A 21,951-nucleotide genomic window follows, 5' to 3' on the forward strand; every position below is an offset into this window, starting at 1 on the left:
TTTAATTGCGCCTTTGTTTACGCTATCATAACTAACAAATTAAATGCCATGTTACAGTTTAGAAGCTAAGCATGGTATTAATTAAGCTATCGCGCTGTTACCAATTTACGACACACAATTAACGTTTACTGATTATTGATATGACCCGAACAACACGACGTATAGAGCCTACTCTATCTAGTGAACCAGAAAAACTAGACGAGCACCTGCAACAAGCCGCTTATGCTAACCAGCATCAAGCAAGGCGGCATTCAGCGAAAAAAAACGACTTAACACAACAAATCATGGCGCAAGTTACTGAAAAAGCCTCTGCCCTATTTGTTATTGTTAAACGTTTTTGCTTAGACAAAGTATTTATCAATAAACGCATTAATATCATAATTGCCGCTATTATCAGCGCACTAGTGTTAATTAGCTTAATAGTTTCACTGTTTTCAGCCGAGCCTGAGGTTGTTGACGAGCCCGTAGTTGAACCAATTGAAACCTTAACCACAGTTAACCTAAATAATCGTCACCATAAAGTTACCTTGCCTGATAATTTTTCGGTACTGGTGACAGACTACAACGGTATTGTGATCAGCTGGCAAGCTGAAACAAGCCAAGCACAAAAACTTTGGGATATTCAAACCACCGAAGGTGATAAAAGCTGTCAAGCGATCACCTTTAACAATGGCGAAAGCTACCGCAGTTTAAATGTATTGGTTGAAAATGGTCAGCAATACTTTGCTAACTTTTCACCACTTGATAACGCCAGCATAGTTAAAGCTATTGCTTTACGTGGTAGTTTTAATTTATGCGGATACAATTTTTCACTAAAAGGCAGCCAAGCGGTATTAGGCAAACACCCGTTTTATAGCGAATTGCTAATTAATTAACCTAGCAATCAAATTAAAACACTGACGAAGTTAAATATTTAACTTCGTCATAAAACAAACGTCTGCCAATAATTTAAAGCTAAAGATAATTAACTGGCAGACGATATAGTGAGCATGGCTTATGCTCACTATATTCTCTCAATTTAATATGAACAGTATTATTAACACGTTCAACCAAGCAAACCTGCAACAAGGTTATATTGATCATATTCAGAAATCAGGTAATGAGATTATTCAGCCTGCTACTTCCGATAATTCAACTACGCCATATTCAAACACTAAAAACGCTAGCATTATCGTTAACCTTTCAAATGAAGCGCAAAAAAAGTTAGCCGAAGAGCAAAGTGCTATAGCTAACGAATTAGCCAAACAAACGCAGTTGAAAAAGACACAACAAACCGAAGAAGTGAGTGAAACCGACACTGAACGTTTTGATAAAATGATAGAAAAAGTTCAAGAGAAAATTAAAGAAGTTCAGCAACAAATTCGTGCATTAAACGGTGAAAAAACCGAAGACGCACAAGCCAAACGAAAAGCGCTTGATTCGCAACTTGTTTCATTAAATGCCACGTTAATTGGTTTATTAGGTAAAAAAATAGAAGCGCTTGAAGCGTAAGTTTTTTGAGTAGTTTTTTTAAAGCTATTTAGCCTCGTAATATATTCAAAATAAACATTCACTTTGAAGCTTTTTCAGGAAAAATACTTTCAAATATAGTGATTATTTCCGGTTTTATTGCGGCGGTGGCCGCTGCACACAAGGGGGAAAGAACACCCATTTCCCCCTTACAACTCTCGACAACTGCTCCTGCGTTGTTCTACCTCCTGCATCCATGCAGTCGCCTCGGTGCCCAACTCAGCGGTAACATTAATTTTAATTTCGTAATTTTTCTTATTCCTGATGATGGCACTTCCCTGTGCCAACATCAGTGCTCGACTTCCTGTCTCACATAAGCAAAATTTTCACTCAATAAAAATTAATCCGCTTCAATGGGACTGGTGTTGAATTTGAGGCTCGTTTCTTTATCAATTATAAAAAACAAGTAATTAACGCAGCAAACTGATCCACCAAAAACACTAAACGAGAACGAAGCAAGATCCTGCTTGAACAAACGCCTGAAATGAAAAATTCGATTCACGTATTGCCATCAAGGATGATGGCAAAAGCTGGTGGCACATGGATGTGCCTTCCAGCTGGTACGTCGAAAATCGAATTTATTCATGCAAGGTCAGCGTTTGTTAGCAGCGCTGGGGAGTCCAGAGGGGCGCAGCGCAGCGTCCCTTTGGGTGCTGTCGCCACCGCGACAATATGACTTGATGCAAATATTCAAGTTATAAAGTATTTATCAGGAAAAATACTTTCAAATATGGTGATTATTTCCGGTTTTATTGCGGCGGTGGCCGCTGCACACAAGGGGGAAAGAACACCCATTTCCCCCTTGTATCCCCCTCGGTGCCCAGCTCAGCGGAAACATTAATTTTAATTTCGTAATTTTGCTTATTCCTGATGATGGCACTTCCCTGTGCCAACATCAGTGCTCGACTTCCTGTCTCACATAAGCAAAATTTTCACTCAATAAAAATTAATCCGCTTCAATGGGACTGGTGTTGAATTTGAGGCTCATTTCTTTTTATAGAAAACGAAATTCTCATTTTGTTGTTAAAAATTATCACAGCGAACAGAATAACCAGAAACACCGAACGAAAACGAAGAATAACCCTGCTTGGAAAAATGTCTGAATGAAAAATAAATATCAGCTATTGCTGGCAGGACGCCAGCAAAGTGAAGTAGCACATGGATGTGCGTTCTGAACGTTAGCTCAAGATATTTATTTATCATGAAGAACAACATTTTTCAGCAGCGCTGGGGAGTCCAGAGGGGCGCAGCGCAGCGTCCCTTTGGGTACCGTCACCACCGCGACAATAGAACTTGATGAAAATATTCAAGTTATAAAGTATTTATCAGGAAAAATACTTTCAAATATGGTGATTATTTCCGGTTTTATTGCGGCGGTGGCCGCAGCACACAAGGGGGAAAGAACACCCATTTCCCCCTTGCATCCCCCTCGGTGCCCAACTCAGCGGAAGACTTTGATAATAAGCTAGCATATCACTCGATCCCTGCCGAATGCTCGTCCCTCCGCGCGGCAGCCCTCGACATCCATGTCTCGGGTCGAGTGCTACCTTTGCTAGCTAATTATCAAACCGCTTCAATGGGAATGGTGTTAAATTCTAGGCTCGTTTCTTTTTGGAGTAAAACCAATACAGCGAAATACACCAGCAACAACACCAAACTAAAACGAAGAATGCTCCTGCTTGGAAAAATGTCTGAATGAAAAATAAATATCAGCTATTGCTGGCAGGACGCCAGCAAAGTGAAGTAGTACATGGATGTGCGTTCTGAACGTTAGCTCAAGATATTTATTTCTCATGAAGAACAACATTTTTCAGCAGCGCTGGGGAGTCCAGAGGGGCGCAGCGCAGCGTCCCTTTGGGTGCCGTCGCCACCGCGACAATAAAATATGAAAAAATAAAAAATTAGAAAGTATTTCATTCTTAAGTGTAATTGAGCCGGTAGATTATTTATTCAACATCTTCATTTAACCAATCAATTGCCGATGCTAATTCAACAAGATCTTGATAAAGGCCAATATTTCCTTCATTTATTTTATTTTTTAAATATAAATATTTAAACCACAATTCAGCCCCTTTTCCTGAAAAAACTTTAGATTCCTCAGGTGACAACTGATAAACATCATTTACTATCATTTGAATTGGGGAAATTGAATCCCTACTGTTGCTTCCAAAAAAATGAAATGAACTAACTCCTTCATCAAAGAAATCAGCAAAAGTATCCGATAAATAAAATAAGTAATCTACTAAATATACTCCACTACTAAAAAAACGTAATTTATTAATATTAAAATTAGAGGAATGTTCTGAAATTTCAACACTTATTGATATATCACCTCCTTCTATATTAAAGGTTTCTATTAAGTAATCACTCAAATTTAAGTTTTGTTCTCCTTTCTTTCTATTAAATTTTTTAGTTATTATTTCTTCGTATAAAGACTCATCTTTCTCTCTAATACATAATAAGCTTGCCAACATAACAACATCAATTGCCGTTTTATTTGGGAGATTAGAAACAATTGCGATAATTCGTTCTGTTACCTGAATAGCAATTCTTGGGGATAAATTAAATGCATTTAAAACAGTTGTAATATTACCTAGTGTTAATAAATAATTGTCATTTATGGGCCAAACAACAATATCTAAATTATCAAAGTATTCTTTTGAAAATTTCTTAATATCACAATGTACTTCAATCAAATTATCTAAATTAGGCGCTTTAAGAGTAAAGCGGCTATTAAAAAAGCGAGTTAAATAAGTTCTTGCATCAAAACCTAGGCCATAAATAGCTTTAACTGCATGCTGTAATTGCTCTGTGTCGGTAGCAACAACAAAAACAACCCCAGGAATATCAAAAATATGTTTTATCGTTTCAAGCATTTCTACTGCATAACTAGGGCGGCATCGATCTAATTCATCAATAAAAATGAAAGCTGGGTAACTACGACTTTCTTGTTCTACAACCTCTTTAATCCACCTTTCTACATCATTTTTTAATTTATTTATCGCTTTAGATTTTGCATCGTGTTCATCAATTAACTGCTCAACCACTTTTGAGGCTGCCAGCCCCATATCTATTGGGTTACCATTTTCATCAGTAGCGTTTTCTTCATGAGTGTCGTTATCTGTATCAAATAGTTTGGAAGGATCGACACCTAAATACCGTTTTGCTAATCCTCTGGCTAAACTTGGCCCTGCAGCCTTAAATAAACTTATTAGTTGATTAGGTGGTTTAAATCTATCTTCATTGCTATTAGGACATTGTTCTGTCAATTGATTAATCATTGAAGAAACAACTGTCATTAGCGGATCATCTGAATAATCTTGTTTCCATGCATCAATATACACCACAGGAAAATATGCTTTAATATCATTTGACCAACGTCTCAAAAAATATGATTTACCAGAACCCCATTGGGAATTTAAGTTCAATACATAATTAGAGTTGAGTCCTTTTATATCATCTCTTCCTTCTGAAGCTAAAAACTTAGTCAGAAATTCTGCGTATTTTTGTCTTTGCAGTTTATCAATTGGAAATGTTTCAATAACTATATTGGGATCTATTTTATTATCTGTAATCTCTAATTTCTCTGACCAATCAAAAGAAATACTATCCTTCATATCAAATCACTCCATAATTTATGGCTTACTATATTGTTCGAGTTATTAAATGAAAGCAACAAAAAAACGAGCCTTAAGGCTCGCTTTTTATAAATAATATCAATTAGATACTAATCCTGATACGTCTCAACCGGCGGACAAGAACATATCAAATTCCGATCCCCATAAACATCATCAATCCTATTAACCGTTGGCCAAAACTTATTCGCAGCCACTGCTGGTACAGGAAATACTGCTTCAGCAATACTATAACCACGATCCCATGAGGCATCGGTAATATCAGCTAAGGTATGTGGTGCATGGTGAAACGTGTTGGTTAAAATGTTTAGCTAGCTCTACTTCTTGTTGTGCAAGAATACTATTGCGTTCATTTAACAATAACTCTTTTTCTTCAGCGAGTCGCTGAAGCTGATTATCAATTTCTAAGAGCCTATCTGATAACGCACTGGACACATTAATTACTCAAAAGCTGTTTTAAGGTTTTCTGCTCTTAGTATTCGCATGACATCAACGTAGTCATTAGAAACGACATAGTAAATAGCATGTTTTCCATACACGCTGCGCCTATATCCCTTACGAATGTGATCGACAGCCTGATAATGCAAGGGGGTTTCCGCAATGCTTTGAAAATGAATAATCAACCCATCAATATAAGATTTAGCCTGAGCTAAACCAAAATTATCAATACCATATTCAAATAGCTGCTCGAAGTCCTGATCGGCAGCAGAGCTTAATCTATACTTTGCCATTGGCTTGTTTTCTAGCAATCACCGCATTAACAATATCTTCAGGAGAACGAGAGCTAAAACCGCTTTGTTCAGCTTTGATCAGTTCTTGCCTAATGACTTCAACTTCACTAGCACGCATTTGCTCTTTTCTGATCAAATCTCGTAATAACTCACTGTCACTGGCATAGTTTCCTGTTGCAAGTTGAGCTTGCATCCATTGTTCTTGTTGATCAGTTACTGTGATACTTTTCTTTACCATTGCCATAATTTACCTCTAATGAAAGAACTCTTGTAAGGATTTTATCCTACTTTATACTACCAGATTAATTCTAGTACAGTTCACTCAAAAGTTCCTACTAAAATTTGTATGCTAGATTGCATCTATGATGCAATTCCAGTGAACAAGCTAATTTGGTACCTAGCAAGCATATAGAGTGAGTTAGTTCTGAATCTAGTCCAAACCGCACTCCCAACATTTGTAATAGCTCTGCAATATGTAGCTGGAAAAATTTCGATGCCTAGCGTCGGTATACCTCATTTCTTCGAAATGAGAAGAAAACCAGAATTATTCATTTAATGCTTTAGGAAGTAGGAATATCGGTAATGAATGATTTAATTTGGTCTCAATTATATACAGAGCACCTCTTTTAAAAGATTTACAGTAAAAAAAGTAAATTCTTTGATATTCAGAAGATAAGACCGAACTTAAACTCAAGGCAGACGTTAATATTTAATATTAAAGCTTAATTACAGTATATGCTTCAGGATTTATCAGGTAAGTTCGCATCGCTAATTAAGCCCTTTTCTCCATTTTTTTCCGTTTTATCAAACCTTTTCACTAAGAATTAATCATCTTCTTTCAAAGAAGTTGCATGATCATTATCAACCACTATTATTTGATAATTATCCTTAAGCGTTAATTAAATCAGATCAAATACATTAATATGAAATATGGGGCATTACTCCAATCTTTAACTGATAAAAGTATTAGAAACAAAAAAGCGAGCTTATTAGCTCGCTTTTTATAAATAATATCAATTGTCACTTTCGAATTAAGTTTGAAACTAAGCACACTGATTTTAAAGGGGGTTATCACAACCTAAAATTTAAAACAAAACGTTTAAAGTTATACTTTTGGCCGTTACGCAATCAATAAAGTTTGAAACTCATATTTGCAGATAAGTTCTAATTAATTTCAACCTAATAACGCTGAATTCAGGAGTGCTAATAATGGCTTTTAGTTAAGTGCCAACCTGCACCATATTTGCACTTATATACCCTTAAATTTATCCCTTGCTCATTAAATATAATATCTGCTCTGGTATTCGCTTCTTTCTTTGTTCGATAAGTATCCTTATAACTACCATCCCCGGCAGTACACCTTTGGCATTTTTCGCTAGGAGTAACCCTAAACTTAGGTGATAAATGCCAAAAATCACATTTATTACACTTATAAGGAGATAACTCATTATTATAGATTTCTTTTGAATATTCAGCAGCGCTTTGTGCCTCCTCTTCATCAAAATATACACTCAATGGTTCACCAGACATCTTTCCAAAACAAGTATCGCTTTTCATTATGCCGCTCCTTCATTTTCAACGATTGATATTCCTTCAACGGGAAAGTACCTTGCAATGAAAACAGCATGATTGAAGTTAATTTGTTCTAACGCCTTGCCTGCCCCAACGTCATTAATGCATTCACTATATTTATAACCAGAACCACTAGCCGAGTTTTGGTAAAACCGACCTTTGGGGTCAATCATAAAGTATGACTCAGTCATTGCTGAATTTGACTCAGCATAAACAGGTAAGTCACGACCAAGATGTTTCTCAACGAAACTATTAAACTGACCATTTGAGATAAGAAGATCGTCATCACCATATGGCATTACATGCAATACTTTCCACTTATATGGCTTTATTTCTGAGATTAGGCCAGAGAAATCTTCTTGCCAATTAAACTGATTCACTACGGTATTAATTTTGGCTTTAATACCTTTTTGTGTTTTTTCTAGTTTTGATAATGCAAGCTTCAGTTCGTCGGAGCTTAAAGAATTACCTTTCCTATCAATCCTTCCGATCCTCGATCTAATATCATAGCTTTGACTATCGAAACTGATTCCGACCATATCTAATACATTATTAGGAAGATCGAATTTGTTATTTAGTAGGTAGTGGCCGTTAGTGATAATTGAGGTTTTAAAACCTTTTTGTTTCGCTAACATTAGAACAATTGAAAAAGTACTACCCAATATCATTGGCTCACCGCCTGCAATATTTAGCCGAACATTTTTATATTCAAGATTTTGCTTTATTGGAGGATTTCCACAAATAAAATAGCTAGCTAAGCTATCTAAGATTTTTTCAATAGATTCGAGTGAACGATGTAATTCGTTTGGCTTACCCCACTTAGCAAAACAGTAACTACAGTTATAGTTGCATGCTTCGGTGATATGCCAATTAATGACTAACTCATCGACTTTGTTGACGAGTGATGAAGTCGAATTTTCGACAGAACTGTTTTGTGTAGACATACGTATACTCCTTGACTGGCCCACACTCGCAGGCCTTAAAGTTTCAACATGGCGGACGGCTAGCGTCGAGGAGGAGCATCAGGCTCCAGTACACCAAGGTTGGATTATTTAGATTTTAGGTAGTTTATGGATTGCGCATTAAGTTGCGCCTTGTTTTAAGCGCTGCTTCATAATCAACTGATTCAGGGCCCAGTAACTCTTGACGTTGACATAATAAAAGCCACCATTCAGCAGCAATAATGCCGCGTTTTAAATCTTGAATTGAAGGGCTTTTCTTAGCATGTCGTCGAACTGCCTTATAACACTCACTTGCTATAGAACGGACATCTTCACTAGGATCTGACTTTTTAGTGAAATTCACAGTTTTATGAACTTTACCATTTAGATCAAAACCTAACTCTTTTAAAGCTTTTAAATAACCTTGTCTCCAAATAGAAGATTGTTCTACTACTTGGCTAGAATCATATTTTCCATCTTTTGCTTTTTCACTTTTACGAAGACGCAAACGGCTCAAGCAAAACTCGACTAGCTCATGAGAAAAGTTCACATAAAAATCGCTCTGAACTTGCTGAAAGTTTTCTTGCGTAACTCCTCTGTTGCCATTTGTTTGGTATGCAAATTGCGTTTTAGATAGCTCGACTAATGAATCGTACCACCTGCAATGACCTTCACGATTAAATAAAGAACCTATTTTAGAAATAGATTCATCCGCATAAGGTTCGTTAGAAGACCTAAGCAATAAAAGTCGATGGCGTATTGCTTTTTTAGCTGATGATTTGTCAAAAAAGCTAAGCAGCTTTTCTAAATTTTGATGGTGATGTTCAACCTTTTCAGTATCATTAGACTTTGACAGTTCTCCACGAATAATGCCAATACTCTTGTCTACATACAGAGCCACTTTCTCAAGTTCAATTCTGTCAATAGCGACAATAGTCCAATCAGGTGTTAGCTCTTTTGGAAAGCCCTCTGATAAGACCAAGTTAATAAAAAGTTCATTCCACCACTCAAAATAGCCTTTATAACAATCTTCTGTATATGGTGGATGACAAGACAAAATACTTAATTTCTGCTCTATAGATGAAACGTTAAGTTGCTCTAGAAATACGCTTTCCCACAACTCGTAGTGTTCTTTATTAATCCATTTTTCTTGACATTGAGAGAAATTAAAAGTTCGACTTTTTGAATTCAATACAGACTGGAAATCACTATTAATTGAATATCCAACCCAGGCAATTAATTGCTCCCGCGTTAATTCTAAACATAACTCTTGATGGGCACTTTTTAGCTCTTTATTTAATTTCTCATGATTTAACTCGCTGTAATCATAACTCTTATATATTTTATCGTTACAGTATGAAAGAAAATAACTGTCTAAACCTTTAGCCCATTGCTCACTATCATCTTTACTGGCAAGAGTTAAATCAGTATTTACATATAGAAGCTTTTCAATATTTAATTTCGTATCTTTCAACCATTCATTAAGTAGCTCAGAAACCTCGCTATTTTCTTCTCTTTCAAAGCCTATTGCCGACTGTATTTTGTACCACGGTGAACTAACGTCATAGAGAAAGTCATTACTGCTCAATAACATCTTACCCGCTTTAGCATCTGACTTTATCCAAGCCTTAATAAATTCAATACCTCGTATAATATTTGAGGATTTTTTCGTTAGCGGACCAGTGATTAAGTGGACTTTTGCTATGCTCTGCAACTCTCTAAATAGCTCAGTTCCTTCCAAATATTTAAGCTCAGGGGCTACAGCATAAAGGTAATTCCACAACACTGTTTGCCTCTTTTGCGGCTCTAACTTGTTTAGCGCCTCATCATCAAAAAAGGCTTGAGAATAATGGTAATCTGCACCATAAAGCCATAAAACCATTACATAGTAGTCATTTACTTTATTTTTGATACCAGCTTCAAAAAGACCGAATGGAGAATCAGGGAAGAACTGTTGAATAACATCATCTAAAAACTCCATTTGAGGGCTTTTTTTCTTTTTCTGCATTCTAAAAAAGAAAGTAAGATCGTCATCAAACAAATCTCGCTTTAATAGATCTACATAGAAGCCAACACATTTTTCTTGCTCAGAGCTAAACTGTCCAAGGTTCGACAATGAACCTTCTAGTTTTTCTCCTCTGCGAAAAATATTCTGCCAGTTATCAGAAAAGTGTTTAATCAATAATATTCGTAAGTCACCTTGAATATCAAACTCATCTAGAGCTTGTACAAAGCGTTCTTTGGGATCGTTTTTTTCATTCAGAGGGTGCGCAAAAGCCGCATCTATTCTGTGCATTTTATCTCCAATATAATTGGTTTATGTTTCACTAAAAAGATTCCGGTACTAAACCGGTTTGCAGTTGAAACCTCCCGTGCAACAGAGGGGAGCGGAAAAAGTGAGCAACATGCTCGGTAGCCGACTGCAAAAGTCTTATTTAAGATATTAATTTTTCTTAATACTGTCAATAAGATATTAATTAAAAATTAAAAAGCGGAGCTTTATTCACACTAAGCAATGGACTTTTCGACGCCTAAACGTCGGTCTACCTCATTTCGTAGAAATGAGAAAAACTCCAGTCTTGATTAATTTCACGTGTGTAAGAAGTAATCTCGGTTAATTTAATTTTTATTGTCCTCAATTATATTTGGTCTTCCAGTTGTAATTAAAACAATTAAAGGTAATCAAATAACACTTAACTCTATTAAAGAATGATACTTAAAGTTTGAGGAAGTATTGAAAATATTTCTAGTTAATTATCTTAACCATCTATTCCGTGGGACTGTGTAAATATTTAAGTTACATAAGCCTTATAAAACCAAAAAAATAGACAAACCGAAGTTTGTCTATTTTTATATACATTGTCTGAATTTTATATATCCAGACACAATTAGATACTAATCCTGATACGTCTCCACTGGCGGACAAGAACATATCAAATTCCTATCCCCATAAACATCATCAATCCTATTAACCGTTGGCCAAAACTTATTCGCAGCCACCGCCGGTACAGGAAATACAGCTTCAGCAATACTATAACCACGATCCCATGAGGCATCGGTAATATCAGATAAGGTATGTGGTGCATGGTGTAATGGGTTGTTGTCGACACTCCATTCGCCCTGCTCTATTTTACGAATTTCATCACGAATACATGTCATGGCTTCAATAAAACGATCAAGTTCAGGTTTTGCTTCCGACTCAGTCGGTTCAATCATTAATGTACCTGCCACTGGGAACGACATAGTAGGTGAATGGAAACCATAATCTTGTAAGCGTTTAGCAACATCCATTTCAGTAACACCAGAAAGCTCTTTTAATGGGCGTAGGTCAACAATACATTCATGAGCTACACGGCCATTTTTACCTGAGTATAAAATTGGGTAATGTTGGCTCAGTTTTTTCGCTAAATAGTTAGCATTAGCAATGGCGTATTTAGTGGCGTCAGTTACGCCTTTTTTACCTAACATGGCAATGTAAAGGTACGAGATACATAAAATACCCGCACTACCAAAAGGTGCTGCTGATACTGCGCCGTTGCCTTTAGTCGCTTCATTTACGGTAATTAATGCGTGATCAGGTAAAAATGGTGCAAGGTGTGCTTTAACACTAATTGGTCCCATACCTGGGCCACCGCCACCATGTGGAATAGCAAAGGTTTTATGTAAGTTTAAGTGTGATACGTCAGCGCCAATAAAGCCTGGTGAAGTTAATCCTACTTGTGCATTCATGTTAGCGCCATCTAAATACACTTGGCCGCCGTTAGCATGAACTATGTCGCAAATATCACGAATAGTGGTTTCATAAACACCGTGGGTTGATGGATACGTGATCATAATACACGATAAGTTTTCTGCTAACTCTTCCGCTTTCGCTTTTAAGTCAGCCATGTCAACGTTACCTTGTTTATCACAGTCAACCACAACAACTTTCATACCCACCATTTGTGCAGAAGCTGGGTTAGTACCATGGGCAGATGAAGGGATTAAACAAATGTTACGATGCCCTTCACCACGGCTTTGGTGGTATTTAACTATGGCAATAAGGCCAGCATATTCACCTTGTGCACCCGAGTTTGGTTGCATTGAAATATTGTCGTAGCCGGTTAATTCAACTAATGCTTCGCCTAACTCGTCGATCATTTGCTTGTAACCTTGCGCTTGCTCGATTGGTGCAAACGGATGCATGTTGGCAAATTCAGGCCATGACACTGGGATCATTTGCGCGGTAGCATTTAATTTCATGGTACAAGAGCCAAGCGAAATCATTGAGTGATTAAGCGCTAAGTCTTTGTTTTCTAATTTTTTGATATAACGCAGCATTTCGGTTTCACTGTGGTGTGAATTAAATACCGGATGCGTTAAATAAGCCGAGGTACGTTTTAAGTTTTCAGGAATAGACTGGCTACCTAATATGCGTAATTCAGTATCAAGTTGCTCAATATCTAAGTTGTGATCAGCACCTAACAAAATATCGAATAAAATTTGTAAGTCTTCACGGGTAGTGGTTTCATCAAGTGAAACACTAATTTGCTCGGCAATATCAGTACGTAAGTTAACACCTGCAGCAAGTGCACGTTCAACAATTGTTGCTTTTAATTCAGTGCCTACATTAAAGGTTACTGTGTCGAAAAAGCTGCTATGAAAGGTGCTTAAGCCTTTAGCATTACAACCATTTGCTAAAAGGTCAGCAAAACGGTGAATTCGCTCAGCAATTATTTTTAAACCTTTAGGACCATGATAAACCGCATAAAATGCCGCCATGTTGGCTAATAATACTTGCGCGGTACAAATGTTAGAGTTGGCTTTTTCACGGCGAATATGTTGCTCACGGGTTTGCATTGCCATACGTAATGCAGGGTTACCACGCGTGTCTTTTGAAACACCAATAATTCTACCCGGTAACGAACGTTTGTATTTGTCGCTAGTGGTAAAAAATGCCGCGTGTGGACCACCATAGCCCATAGGAACACCAAAACGTTGGCTTGAACCTATTACCGCGTCAGCACCTAATTCACCAGGTGATTTTAACAAGGCTAAGCTCATTAAGTCAGCCGCTACCGCTACAATACCTTTGTTAGCATGAACCGCTTCAATTAACGTTGAAATGTCGGTTACTTCACCTGTTGCACTTGGGTATTGTAATAACGCGCCAAAAACATCGTGATCAGCAACCGTTTCAGCTGGTGCTACTACTACCTCAAAACCAAACATATCAGCACGTTGTTTTACTACATCAATAGTTTGTGGAAACACTTCTTCGGCAATAAAAAACAAGTTAGATTTTTTATTTTTTGAAACACGTTTAGCCAAGGCCATCGCTTCGGCAGCAGCAGTACCTTCATCTAATAAAGAAGCTGAGGCTAAATCTAACCCTGTTAGGTCAATACACATTTGCTGATAGTTTAATAATGACTCTAAACGCCCTTGCGCTATTTCAGGTTGATAAGGGGTATAAGCGGTATACCAACCTGGGTTTTCTAGCACGTTACGTAAAATAACGTTCGGCGTTAGCGTTGGGTAATACCCTAAACCAATATATGAAGTATTAACGACATTTTGGCTAGCAATGGCTTTTAATTCTTTTAGTGCTTTAACTTCTGTTTTACTTTCTTCAATAGCCGGTAATTCAGGTAAACGAATACTGCTTGGCACAATTTCGTCAATTAAGGCATCCAACGAGTCAGCACCAAGATCTGCTAACATAGCAGCCTTTTGTGCTTCATCAGGGCCAATATGGCGACGAATAAAGTCTTGAGTTTGCTCAAGTTCGTACAATGAAGCTACAGGATTTGATTGAGTAGTCATAAAACAAAGTTACCTAAAAAATAATGTTCAGTTAATCACTAAAAATAAAGCCATTGGCAATAAAAAGTTAACCAATGGCCAAGTTGCGCTTGTTTAAGTGCGCTTTTTCGAGCTAAAACAACAGAGAAAATTAATTTATCTACTTAAGATAAATTAATTAGTCTTCGTCAATGCTATTTTCGTAGCCTTCAGCATCTAATAATGTTTCAAGTTCAGAGGCATCTTCAATTTGAATTTTAAACATCCAGCCATCACCAAAAGCGTCTGAGTTAACTAATTCTGGTGAGTTTTCTAAATCTTCGTTTACTTCAACAATTTCACCGGTAACTGGTGCATAAATGTCTGATGCTGCTTTTACTGACTCAGCAACGGCAACATCGTCACCTGTACAAACCGCTTCACCTACTTCTGGTAATTCAACAAATACCATGTCGCCTAATAATTCTTGAGCGTGCTCAGTGATACCAACAGTGACAATACCGTTGCCTTCGTCTCTAACCCATTCGTGTGAAACGGTGTATTTTAATTCTGAAGGAATGTTGCTCATTTTATGTTCCTAATTGTTAATGTAATTGTGTAATTTTTTATAAAATTGGTTTGAGTGAAAACTCATTTTTCAGCTTATTGGTTAATAATAAGTTAACAATAAACCTTGTTAAATATAGCGCTAATTAAAAGTTTGTCAGCCATTTTTGCATGAGAACATTTAATCTATCGCTATAGATTAAAATACTTGTTTGCCATTACGGACAAATAACGGTTTAACCACTTGTACGTTAACTAATTTTTTACGCATTTCAACAGCAATGGTATCACCAACGTTAACGGTATTAGGCACTCTTGCCATGGCAATAGAATAACCTAATGTAGGTGAAAACGTGCCCGAGGTAATAATTCCTTCTGCTGCGCTAGCGCCTTCAGCAGCACCATCAGTAACGAGTACTTTTTGACCTGTACGTAATACGCCTTTGTCGGTCATCACTAAACCCACTAATTTTGCTTGGTCGTTAGCTTTAAGTTGCGCTGCTAATACATCTTTACCAATAAAGTCACGGTTTTCATCATCCCAGCTAATTGTCCACGCCATGTTAGCGGCTAATGGTGAAATGGTTTCATCCATGTCTAAACCGTATAAGTTCATACCCGCTTCTAAACGTAGAGTATCACGAGCACCTAAACCACAAGGCACAACACCAGCGTCTAACAATTGTTGCCATAAATCTGCGGCTTGGGCTTCTGGTACCACAATTTCATAGCCTTGCTCACCGGTATAGCCAGTAGTGGCAATAAATAAATCACCTGCTTGCACACCAAAAAACGGTTTCATACCTTCAACAGCTTGGTTTTGTTCAGCAGATAATAAAGTAGCAACAATACTTTTAGCGTTAGGGCCTTGGACGGCGATCATGCCAAATTCAGGACGTTCATTAATATCAACGTTAAAACCGGCCGCTTGCTTGTTTAACCAAGCTAAATCTTTTTCGCGAGTGGCTGAATTAACCACTAAACGGTAATCAGTGTCTGAAAAGAAATAAATGATCAAGTCATCAATAACACCGCCAGCTTCATTTAACATGCCGGTATATAAGGCTTTGCCCTTTTGCGTTAATTTGGCCACGTCGTTGATCACTAATCGACGTAAATAGGCTTTAGCATCAGCACCTGAAATATCAACTATGGTCATGTGAGAAACATCAAACATACCGGCTTTTTGACGTACCGCATGATGCTCTTCTATTTGAGAACCGTAATTAATTGGCATTTCCCAGCCATGAAAGTCAACCATTTTGGCGCCAGCTTCAATGTGCTTAGCATGTAATACGGTTTGATTAGTCATCGTTTTATTCCAGGGTATATCGATCGTTAATTGGCGTATTTTTGCCTAAAAGGATCATTAACGATCAAGTGCTAAAAATTGCCGAGAATTATAATCGGCTAATTAGCACAATTCAACGAAATACCAACACAAAAGAAAGATAAAACCATCTAAACCAAACAATCCGAATATAATTTCAAATAACAACCATTTACCAAATTAAATATCAACACATAAGCTAAAAGTGATGATAGCTAAGTTAACACAGCTATAAATCTATCAATTAATACGTTATATTTATTTTAACTTGTTAACTTAGATATACTTATGAACAATTCTCCACTCAGCAACTTAATAAAATCATGCACTAATGGTGATAAAATTGATTTAAAAAAATTGTGCGATACTTTAGATATTAAAGTGGTAGGCGACACTAATTTAAAAGATCTTTGTAAGATCGGGCGTGATGAAAATCGTCAGGCTTATATTTGGTTACAACCAAGCGTTGACCCTAAAACACGCTTCACGCTTATTGCTATTGCCATAGCGGAATTTATTATTCACCCAGAAAGAATAAGTGGGGCGGGTATTAGTTATGATATGTTTGCCTTAGCAGATCTTCATCGTAAAAAGCACACCCCTTTTATGATGTTAGCCACGCGTTTAGCCATTCCTGAGCATATTATTGAAAAGTTAATTATTGCGGCTGAATTAGAGTTTGAAAGTAAGCGTGTCAGAGATAAAACCGAGAGATTTGACAGCGAAGCCTATATTAATAATTCCATATTTTTACCCGAGTTCATCCGCTGTGTTGTCAGAGACAGTTCAGGAAAAGTACTGTTAGATAATATTGAATATAAACAAGGTTAACTAAATAACCTGAATTCGGGATAACAACTTGCTTTCTAGCAGCTGTTTTTCCTTATTACTGCGTTAAATTTAATTGCAATAGGCTCGCTATTGGCGCTTAAATTTGCCTTGTACTAAGAAAAAACATCAAGCTAGAATAGAGAAAAAATCAAAATATATGTATTTCATATAGTTAGCTAATTTCTTATCCCGAGTTCAGGTTAAATAAAAAAGCTCGTAGAGTATTATTCTACGAGCTTTTAATTTATTTACAGATAATTTATTTACAGATATATATCATCATTATTAAAACGTCATTCTAACGCCTAATAATGCGCGACGTCCGGTGTATTCATTATGAATAACACGCTCACGAACATCAGCATATCTTATGGCATTCTCATCCAATAAATTACTAATATCAAAAGTTAGTTTAGTGTTTTCCGATATTGAATAACCAAAACCAAGATCTAGCTGACCGTATTCATCAAAATGTTCAGGGATCCCTGCTAAACCAGAGCGTTTAACTAAGAAACTATCACGCCAGTTCCATGAAACTCGAGCAGAAAAACTGTCATCTTCATAAAAAGCGATCACGTTATATGAATGTGGTGTAAAACCTTCTAAACCATTACCTGGAGCAGTAACAAGTGGTTGGCTGTCAGCATTAACACCTTCATCATTACCGGCAACAAACGTATAGTTTGCTTGAATACCAGTATTACTCCACAAGCCTGGTAAAAAGTCAAAATATACTAAGCCTGCTAATTCATACCCTTGCACTGAGCCACCATCAACATTACGTTGTGCAGTATCTTGAAGAATAATATCGCCAAACGCTGGGTGATTAAAACCAGAATCAAGTAATTCAGTGGTTTCTGAAATAGAGGTTGTTACATCTTTATAAAATAAAGATATTGAAAACGCATTACCATTGTCAGCGTAATACTCTAGTGATGTATCGTACTGCCAAGCTTCAAACGGTTCTAAATAAGGGTTATTTGCCGTTCTAGTTGAAAGCCCAAATAAGCCACTAAAGTTTTGGCTTGGAGTAATTGCCCCCATATTCGGACGAGTGATCACTTTTGATGCTGCCGCTCTAAAATCAACACTATCACTCAGCTCTAACTTAAAGTTAGCACTTGGTAAAAAGTTAGAATAGGAATTTTCAGCAGACAGTTGTTGGCGTGGCGTAGTTACATACGTTAAGCCAGACGTTGCTCCATTAGGATCTTCAGATTCAATACGAATTAACTCAACTGATGGCCCTGAAGCCGTTGTTTCAGTTTCAACATATCGAAGACCAAAATTAGCTGACCAGAACATGCTTTGAAATTCGCCCATAAGATCAACTTTAACATAAGCGCCGTAATTGGTTTCTTCAACATTTCTCGCTAGATCAGGACGTGCCTGCGTTGTACAAACGTTGTTATTTCCTGAGTTTTTACGAATAGCACTACAATAACCAGCCAGATCCGTTAACAAATATTCACGAGGAAAATCAGCACCCGAGTCACTCAATAAGCTCCCCATTGAAACTGGCGTGAAAATTTCTTCAGGAAGAGCAAAAAAACGCCCTGCCATATGAGGTCTTGGTCCATTGGCTACGTTGATTGCTTCCCAAGGGGATTGCACACCATCTGTTGGGTCAAACCAAGCAACAAAGTTATGATCGCCAAATAAAGCACCGGCTGAGCTATAGCCAGGGTCAAATGGACCATCAGGGTTAGTTGGCGCATAGGTACCTGAATTGTAAGGTAAAGCATCTTTTTTACGATCACTATAAAACACACCGGCTTTAACTGCGCTAACGACGCTATTCTCGACGAGGAATGAACCATCAAAGCGTGCTTCAAATACTTCATCTTCTCTTTCAATAGCAGGTGTTAATGCAACATGTGCTCGAGCATTGGCAGGATCAGATAAGTCAAAAGACGTTGACCACGAAGGTACATCGCCATTTGCCCAAGTAATAATGTTATTTTTAAATTCTGGGCTCGTTTCACCAGCCGTTGGGTCATCTAACGTTCCAGGTGCTAAAGGATCATTCCAAGGGTTATTATCTTTGACTGCTGGCTGCAATCGTGTGCCTTGGTTCCATGCTTCAGCACGTGACCAAGAAACATCAGCCGTTAACTCTAAGCCATTATCTAAATGATAAAAACCATTCCAACCTAATGCGATTGTTTCTGAATCACCACCTCTTTCTTCAAAGCGATAATCAACTGGACCAAAACTTTTAACAAATGAGGTTGCCGTGCCATTTTCATTTACTTCAACCTTTGAAAAATTAGGGAACTGTAGTGGCGCATTAATACCTTGAGTTGTTGTTTCACGTTTAAAATCAACATACAAAGCATCAACTGTCATGCCCATATTATCATTAGGTTGATACTGAAAAGTCGCACTGGTACTAAGACGTTTGCGATCATCAATGGTGAAACTTTGCCCCATTTCTTGTGGAAATCTAAATTCAATGGTTTCTGCTGAATCTTCTGTTACACCATTGTAATAAGCCCACTGACCACCTCGAGATTCTTCTAATTGAGTACTACGATCTTCGTAGGAAGCGGCGAATAAAAAACCCATTGTTTCATCAGCAGAAGTATTACTGATCAAACCAGACAAACGTGGGTCCCAATTGTCAGCCATATCTTGATAACGACCTTGCACAGAACCAGACATATGAAGACCTGGTTTATCAAGTGGGCGAGCTGTGCGCATATTGATGCTAGCACCAATGCTACCGTCCCATAAATCTGACGTTGGTGTTTTTACCACATCAGCACCAGTTAATACTTCTGCGGCTAATGCTTGAAAGTCGAACGCACGACTTATACCAACTTTAGAAAAAGAATAATCGACTTCACCGTCATTAGAAATTGTTGCTATGGTGCGATCATTTAAACGCACTGAGTTAAATTCAGGGCCAAAGCCTCGAACAGTAATTTTTGAACCTTCTCCTGATTTTCTATCAATAAATACACCTGATACCCGCTGAAGTGATTCGGCAATATTCTGATCAGGAAATTTCCCCATATCTTCAGCAGTAATTGAATCAACAGCATTAGGCGCTTCTCGTTTTCGATCTAATGCTTTTTCTAATGATCCCCGAATTCCTCTAACTTCAATCACTTCAACAGCAGTATCAGTTTGTGCGTATACATTACTAATGCCACTAAGTGCTGAACAACAGGCTACGTATAATAGTTTATGTTTCCATGTCTTTTGCATCTTATATCCTCATTTAAAATGAATGAATGCTTATTGTTTATAGTTTTATGGAATGCTTATTAAGAAGTAATGGTGACGTTGTAAACATAGATAATTTGACCACTTTTCAGCTACGTTTTAAGCTACGTTTTAAGCTACGTAATATACGAGCATAAACACTAATAGTGAGATTATCGTATGTTCGTGTTCTCCATTTTTTTCTTAGTCACTTTCCAATGTGTATTGCGAAATTTTTCACAACACTTTAACCAACATAGTTCAATAAAAATCAAAAGTAAACCAATACAATCAACAAAGTTCACAATTAACATACTTGTTTCATCAAAAGCACAACAAAACAATAACAACAATAAAAAAATTTAAATTAACTATAAAATTCAATACGATAAGTTAAAACCATTAAATACAACGAATAATCAAAACAAGTCATATTAAATTTAAGTAAAGGAAAAATTAAAAGACGTAAGACAGCGTCTTAATGAAGGAAGCATGCAGTGTTTAGTATAAAAAGAGCACTAAAGTGATATATTTCGCTAAAGTGATTATTTAACGATTTTTGGGGTTAGTTTTGCCAGTGAAGGCAAGTGATGTTGATAGCCTAATGCTTGTTTGATCATTTGCTGTTTAACGGGTGCAAGGTTGTTTAATAAACTCATACCAATGCCACGCAGCAGTTGAGTTGGCTTTTGTTGCGGGGTAAAAACTTGCTTGATGGCTTCCATCGCGGCGATCATTTCAGCGGCATCATTTTTACGCCAACGCTCAAAGTTTTTTAAGGTTTTTTGTGACACGGTCAAGCTGTTGTTTTCAACTTGTAACGCTAAACATTCTGCTAAGGCGGCAGCGTCTTTTAAACCTAAATTCACTCCCTGCCCCGCTAACGGATGAATAGTATGAGCTGCATCACCAATTAATATCGCCCGTTCTTGCATAAAGTTTTGTGCCAAACGCATAGTTAACGGATAACTAAAGCGCTCACTGGCTAAGCTTATTACGCCTAATTTACCATCGGCCGCTGCGGTTATTTCTTTGTTAAAAGCCTCAGGTGATAAAGCGTTTAACCGTTTTGCTTCATCCGGTGATGTCGACCACACAATAGAGGCCAATTGTTGCTCGTTTTTTTCGCTGGCTAACGGTAAAAAAGCTAACGGGCCAGTGGGTAGAAAAACTTGCCATGCGGTATTTTGATGGCCTTGACTACAAGCAACGGTGGCGACAATAGCATGATGATCATAATCACGAAAAACCATTGGTATATCAAGTTGTTGTCTTAACCATGAGTTGGCGCCATCAGCACCTATTACAAGATTAGCCATGATGGGTAATTGTGGTGCTTGGCCATTGTTTGGTGTGTCAAAGCTGGCAAAAACTTCTTCATCGCCCATACCTAAAGAGCTTATTTGCGCTTGGGTATAAAAGCTAATACCTGAGTCTTGCTCGGCTTTTGCCCATAAACAATTACGGATCACTTTATTTTCAATAATGTAACCTAGCTGAGGATTGTCAACTTGGCTGTCATCAAATAATAATTGCCCGTAGCCCGCTTTATCCCATATATGCATATGATGATAGGCTTGGGCACGGGTATTGAGTATGTCTTGCCAAACATCAAGTTGAGTAAAAATTTGCTCAGAAGCCGCATTGATCGCACTTACCCTAACTTCCGGCTCACTTGATAATTCACTCACCGGAGCAGTATCAACAATAGCAACGGTTAAGGGGGTTAACTTACGTACAGCAAGTGCTAAGGTTAGCCCTACCATACCACCACCAATGATCAATATATCCGCTTTTTTCATCGCTAATTTTACTCTTTAATACTTGCTTAATATCTGTTGTTTTATACTTGATTCGGTTTA

Annotated in this window: 15 protein-coding genes and 1 pseudogene; 3 read left to right on the plus strand and 13 right to left on the minus strand. The window is 37.4% G+C overall.

The genetic code is table 11. The annotated features are described in order from the left end of the window. The first annotated feature begins 140 nt into the window (after positions 1-140). Both ACSLUO_RS04855 and ACSLUO_RS04860 read left to right on the plus strand, forming a co-directional pair. A complete protein-coding gene (locus tag ACSLUO_RS04855) occupies positions 141-875 on the plus strand; it encodes a hypothetical protein (protein ID WP_448246688.1) in 735 nt (244 codons plus the stop codon). 121 nt (positions 876-996) lie between these two features. Continuing rightward, positions 997-1,491, plus strand: coding sequence for a hypothetical protein (locus ACSLUO_RS04860; protein WP_448246689.1), 495 nt, complete (start codon positions 997-999; stop codon positions 1,489-1,491). A 1,964-nt stretch (positions 1,492-3,455) separates the two neighbouring features. Here ACSLUO_RS04860 and ACSLUO_RS04865 read toward each other — a convergent pair. The 11 genes and pseudogenes from ACSLUO_RS04865 to gcvT all read right to left on the minus strand — a co-directional run bounded on the left by ACSLUO_RS04865 (position 3,456) and on the right by gcvT (position 16,030). Next, on the minus strand, positions 3,456-5,126 hold the full coding sequence (locus tag ACSLUO_RS04865) for a KAP family P-loop NTPase fold protein (RefSeq protein ID WP_448246691.1): 1,671 nt from the start codon (positions 5,124-5,126) through the stop codon (positions 3,456-3,458). A 110-nt stretch (positions 5,127-5,236) separates the two neighbouring features. Further along, a pseudogene (locus ACSLUO_RS04870) lies at positions 5,237-5,440 on the minus strand (hypothetical protein); the annotation flags it as partial. Then, entirely contained in the window at positions 5,406-5,579 is a 174-nt protein-coding gene (locus tag ACSLUO_RS04875) for a hypothetical protein (RefSeq protein ID WP_448246693.1), read from the minus strand. The pseudogene ACSLUO_RS04870 and the gene ACSLUO_RS04875, both read right to left, overlap by 35 nt. A 5-nt stretch (positions 5,580-5,584) precedes the next feature. Continuing rightward, complete coding sequence (locus ACSLUO_RS04880; protein WP_448246695.1) at positions 5,585-5,875, minus strand: type II toxin-antitoxin system RelE/ParE family toxin; 291 nt, start codon at positions 5,873-5,875, stop codon at positions 5,585-5,587. Further along, positions 5,862-6,119 carry a ribbon-helix-helix domain-containing protein gene (locus tag ACSLUO_RS04885; protein ID WP_448246697.1) on the minus strand — a complete coding sequence of 86 codons (258 nt, stop codon included), beginning with the start codon at positions 6,117-6,119 and terminating at the stop codon, positions 5,862-5,864. Before ACSLUO_RS04885 ends, ACSLUO_RS04880 begins: the two co-directional genes overlap by 14 nt. Before the next feature lie 959 nt (positions 6,120-7,078). Next, complete coding sequence (locus tag ACSLUO_RS04890) at positions 7,079-7,432, minus strand: hypothetical protein (protein WP_058559614.1); 354 nt, start codon at positions 7,430-7,432, stop codon at positions 7,079-7,081. Further along, positions 7,432-8,391 (minus strand): viperin family antiviral radical SAM protein, encoded by a 960-nt coding sequence (locus tag ACSLUO_RS04895; RefSeq protein WP_448246699.1) that lies wholly within the window; start codon positions 8,389-8,391, stop codon positions 7,432-7,434. The genes ACSLUO_RS04890 and ACSLUO_RS04895 overlap by 1 nt, the downstream gene beginning before the upstream one ends. 124 nt (positions 8,392-8,515) lie before the next feature. Then, positions 8,516-10,684 (minus strand): hypothetical protein, encoded by a 2,169-nt coding sequence (locus ACSLUO_RS04900; protein ID WP_448246701.1) that lies wholly within the window; start codon positions 10,682-10,684, stop codon positions 8,516-8,518. Between the two features lie 599 nt (positions 10,685-11,283). Next, positions 11,284-14,193, minus strand: coding sequence for an aminomethyl-transferring glycine dehydrogenase (gcvP, locus tag ACSLUO_RS04905; protein ID WP_448246703.1), 2,910 nt, complete (start codon positions 14,191-14,193; stop codon positions 11,284-11,286). 157 nt (positions 14,194-14,350) lie between these two features. Further along, a complete protein-coding gene (gcvH, locus tag ACSLUO_RS04910; RefSeq protein ID WP_448246705.1) occupies positions 14,351-14,740 on the minus strand; it encodes a glycine cleavage system protein GcvH in 390 nt (129 codons plus the stop codon). Between the two features lie 177 nt (positions 14,741-14,917). Next, the gene (gcvT, locus tag ACSLUO_RS04915) at positions 14,918-16,030 is read right to left on the minus strand and encodes a glycine cleavage system aminomethyltransferase GcvT (protein WP_448246707.1); all 1,113 of its coding nucleotides are present in this window, start codon (positions 16,028-16,030) and stop codon (positions 14,918-14,920) included. Between the two features lie 306 nt (positions 16,031-16,336). Here gcvT and ACSLUO_RS04920 point away from each other — a divergent pair, with 306 nt between their 5' ends. Then, positions 16,337-16,879 (plus strand): hypothetical protein, encoded by a 543-nt coding sequence (locus ACSLUO_RS04920; protein WP_448246708.1) that lies wholly within the window; start codon positions 16,337-16,339, stop codon positions 16,877-16,879. Positions 16,880-17,164: 285 nt separating this feature from the next. On the opposite strand, the gene ACSLUO_RS04925 is transcribed toward ACSLUO_RS04920, so the two are convergent. After that, a complete protein-coding gene (locus ACSLUO_RS04925; protein ID WP_448246709.1) occupies positions 17,165-20,092 on the minus strand; it encodes a TonB-dependent receptor in 2,928 nt (975 codons plus the stop codon). Positions 20,093-20,634: 542 nt separating this feature from the next. Beyond that, the gene (locus tag ACSLUO_RS04930) at positions 20,635-21,891 is read right to left on the minus strand and encodes a UbiH/UbiF/VisC/COQ6 family ubiquinone biosynthesis hydroxylase (RefSeq protein WP_448246711.1); all 1,257 of its coding nucleotides are present in this window, start codon (positions 21,889-21,891) and stop codon (positions 20,635-20,637) included. Between the last annotated feature and the right edge of the window lie 60 nt (positions 21,892-21,951).

It is taken from the genome of Thalassotalea agariperforans (assembly GCF_053470345.1).